The 3,613-nt window shown below is 65.4% G+C and carries 3 protein-coding genes; 1 reads left to right on the plus strand and 2 read right to left on the minus strand.

From position 1 onward, the window contains the following. Positions 1 to 234: 234 nt before the first annotated feature. Positions 235 to 1,356, plus strand: a complete 1,122-nt coding sequence (locus VMV82_11185; protein ID HUY42106.1) for an outer membrane beta-barrel protein — start codon at positions 235 to 237, stop codon at positions 1,354 to 1,356. 7 nt (positions 1,357 to 1,363) lie between these two features. Here VMV82_11185 and VMV82_11190 read toward each other — a convergent pair whose 3' ends face one another. Continuing rightward, entirely contained in the window at positions 1,364 to 3,439 is a 2,076-nt protein-coding gene (locus VMV82_11190; protein HUY42107.1) for a hypothetical protein, read from the minus strand. A gap of 26 nt (positions 3,440 to 3,465) precedes the next feature. Next, positions 3,466 to 3,597 carry a TrkA C-terminal domain-containing protein gene (locus VMV82_11195; protein HUY42108.1) on the minus strand — a complete coding sequence of 44 codons (132 nt, stop codon included), beginning with the start codon at positions 3,595 to 3,597 and terminating at the stop codon, positions 3,466 to 3,468. Positions 3,598 to 3,613 lie beyond the last annotated feature (16 nt).

Below are 3,613 nucleotides of genomic sequence, written 5' to 3' on the forward strand. Positions count from 1 at the left end.
GCAGACGCGCACGCTCAATATCGACCCCGAATGCTACTTCGCCGCCGTCGGGCGGTCGCGAGAGCCGCTCGGCATGCGCGCCGCGCTCGACGCGATTCGCGCGGCTGGAGCGGCCGTGGGCAACTTCACGCACACGCACTAAGGGAGGTTGCCGCCGGGAGCGTCCACCGGGACGATCCGTCCGGCGGCTGGCGCAACGAGGTGCTCTGGCGTAGGCTAGGAAGCGGTGTGCCCATGAGAGTCGTCTCCGTCATCATCGCGCTTTTCTCGCTCGGCTCGGCACTCGCGCGACCCGCGATTGCGCGTGCCCAGGCCACGCCCGCTCCGTACGCCGCCGACGGCGCATTCTCGCTGTATTCCGTTCATACGAGCGGCGTGAACGCGGCCGGCGCGCTCGACACGCGCAGCGGAGCGGACGAGATATCGCGCACCGACCTGAGCAACGGGTTGCTGACGTTCGCAAAAAACGCCGGGTTCTTCCGTTTCGGCATCACTGCGGGCATCTATGCGTTCCCCACCGTAGGCCAAGCGCTCAACCCGACCACACAAGCCGGGGGGAATACCGCCCTTTACGGCTACGTTCCGCAAGCGTATATCGCGCTCGTGCCGAACGAGCATCTGACGATCGCTGCGGGCCAGCTCGCGACGCTGCTCGGTCAGGAAAACGGATTCACCTACCAAAACGTCACCATCCAGCGCGGGCTCGTCTGGGCGAGCGAGCCGGCGTTTAGCCGGGGATTACGTGTGACGTACACGCAAGGGAAGTTCACCGGCGACCTCGAGTATAACGACGGCTACTACACCGCGAGGTATCGCGCGTTAGAAGGGCTCGTCGGCTGGGCGCCGAGCGCAGACACGAGCGTGCAGTTCGCGTTCATCGTGCCGCAGGCAGACACGCCCGGGAATGCGACGACCGCCATCGCCAACAAGATCGAGTACGATGTCATGCTCACTCAACAGCTCGGAAAGCTCGAGCTTCTTCCGTACGTGCTCCTGATCGCTTCGCCGGCGAGCGCCACCCTCGGGTATGCGCGAGCGCAAAGCGCAACGGGGGCAGCGCTCCTGGCGGACTATGCGTTCAACGGCAGGTTCTCCATTGGCGCTCGATACGAGTGGTTCGCCGATCGCTCCAGCTCGACGGACGCGTCCGCGAACGCGGATTTCCTGGGCTATGGTCCGGGAAGCCGTGCGACGAGCTTCACCATCACGCCGGAGTACAGAGCCAATCCCTTTTTCGCTCGCGCGGAGTTTTCGAGCGTGAACGCGAGCGGTGCGAAGCCGGGCCTAGCATTTGGACCGGCGGGCACCGGCGTGTCTCAGACGCGAGTGATCGTCGAAACGGGAGTGCAGTTCTGATGCGGTGCTATGGTTTGGCCGGCGCGGGAGGGGTGAGGACCAGCAGTTCGCGAGCGCCGGCGTCGAGGAGGCGCCTCGCGAACGACGGCGGTTGCGGCCAGTGCGGCTTGCGGTGCGTGCCGGCAACCGCAATCGTCGTCTCCGGCCGTTTGCGAGCAATTTCGAGAAGTCGGCCGGGAACGTCGGCGGCGTACGCTTCGATCCACTCGGCGTTGGTCTTGCGTGCTTCGGCTCGAAGCGCCTCCGAGAGGTCGCGAGCCGCGCGTTCGTTGGGGGCAGCGATGTGCGCGACGGCAAACTCGATGGCCAGGCGCGCTGCGATGCGGCTCGCGCGACGGATCATCGCAATGTCGGTGGGGCGCGTACCGACACTGACCAGAATGCGCTCGAACGGCGAGCTCACGCGCTTGCGATAGCGCGAGCGCAGCGCTTCGCGTAAGGCGAGCTCCCGAAGCGCGAAAAGGCTTTCTCGGCCCAAGAAGCTTCCGAGGGCAGCGTCGGCGCGTTCCGGCGGATAGACCTTTCCTTCCCGCACCCGCTGGTGAAGCGCATCGGGTGTGATATCGATGAGCACGATCTCATCCGCGAGCGCGAGGATGCCGTCAGGAAGCGTCTCCTGCGCGATGAGTCCCGTCAGACGATGGACCGTATCCCCGAGCCCTTCCAGCTGCTGGACGTTGAGGGTCGTAATGACGTCGATGCCGTCCCGCATCGCGGCGAGCACGTCTTGGTAGCGCTTTGGCGCTATCGATCCGGGAGCGTTCGTGTGCGCAAGCTCGTCGATGAGCGCGACCTTTGGATGCCGGGCGATGAGTGCGTCGCGGTCGAGCTCGGCGATCGTGGCGTTGTCGGTAGTGACGAGCTTGGGCGGAAGGGACTCGAGGCCGTTCAATAGCGCTGCAGTTTCCGGTCGACCGTGCGCCTCGACGAATGCAGCGACGACGTCGACGCCTTGGCCCGCGAGCTGGTGCGCTCGATCGAGCATGGCGAACGTCGTGCCTGAGCCCGCGGCTGGGGCGATGTAGACGGTGAGGTGGCCGTACCCTACGCGCATGCGGTCGCCGGCGGTACCGGAGTACGGAGAGCCTGCGGCGTTCTCGCCAAGGTATGTTTGACCGGCTCCGGCGATGAAGAGATCGGAGGCAAGAGGAGCGTTTGCAAGACGGGCTGCCATTTTCCCGATCGGGAGCGCTACGAGCGCCGACCCAAGAGCGTCGGCGACGGTCGTACCGGGTTCCATAGGACGGCCTAGGACTTCACCGCCGGTTTCGAGCGCCGGCTGCTCTAGGGTTTTCAGGTCCAGTCCCGGAGCGCCGGCGACCTCGAACGCGAGATCGAGTGCGTGAGCAATCGCCGCGCTTCGGCGAAGAAATGGCAACGGCTCGGTGCCGGGATAGACGAAGGCCGTCGCGCTGGATCGCTTGCGCGCTCGAACGGCGGGCAGCGTCAAGCTGTCGACGGTGTGCAGCAGGAGTTCGCGAAGTTTGGAGAGCGTCTGCTCGTCCACGATATCGGCGCAAGAACGGCTGCGTAGGATTTCCGGCGAGACGTCGAGGGCGATGACTTCGTCGGCCGACTGTAAAAACGAGAGCGGGACGACGCCGAACACGGGATGCCCGATGACCTCTGCTGCGGCACGAGCAACGGTCTCGACGTGCTCGATGTCGAGAGCGCCCACGACTCCGATTCCGGCCGCGCGCAGCGCCAGCGCGTCTTGCCAGCGCTTCGCATGAACTGCATCGCCGAGGTTCTCGTGAGCCAACTCGTCGAGAATTACGATCTCAGGATTCTCGCGCAGAGCTGCGGCGTAATCGAAGTCTTCGACAGTCGTATTCCCAACCTTCGCTACGCGGGGCGGGATGCGAGGCAGTCCTACAGCCGCGCTCTGCACGTCCGGGCGGCCCTTCGCCTCGGCCCAACCAACGAGAACTCGCCGACCCGCTTCGTGCAAGCGCCGCGCGTCATCGAGCAGGCGTCGTGTTTTGCCGGCACCCGAAACGCTTGCGACGTAGATCACGAGACGTGCGTGTCCGGCGCTCTCTACCGGCCCCTCTGGAGAGGGCCCGTCCGTGGACGTACTCATTTTCAGCGAGCGTATCGCGAACGTCGTTACGCTGGCGCGCCGAACAGCTCGAACATTCGCTCGGCCGCGCCGCTCTTCACGATCGCGATGATCTCGTCTCCGGGCCGCAGCACCGTGTCGCCGGTCGGAATCTCGAAGTCTCGCTCGGCGCGGTTGATGGCAACGACGACGGAA

Source organism: Candidatus Dormiibacterota bacterium, assembly GCA_035532035.1.
Taxonomy (GTDB): domain Bacteria; phylum Vulcanimicrobiota; class Vulcanimicrobiia; order Vulcanimicrobiales; family Vulcanimicrobiaceae; genus Tyrphobacter.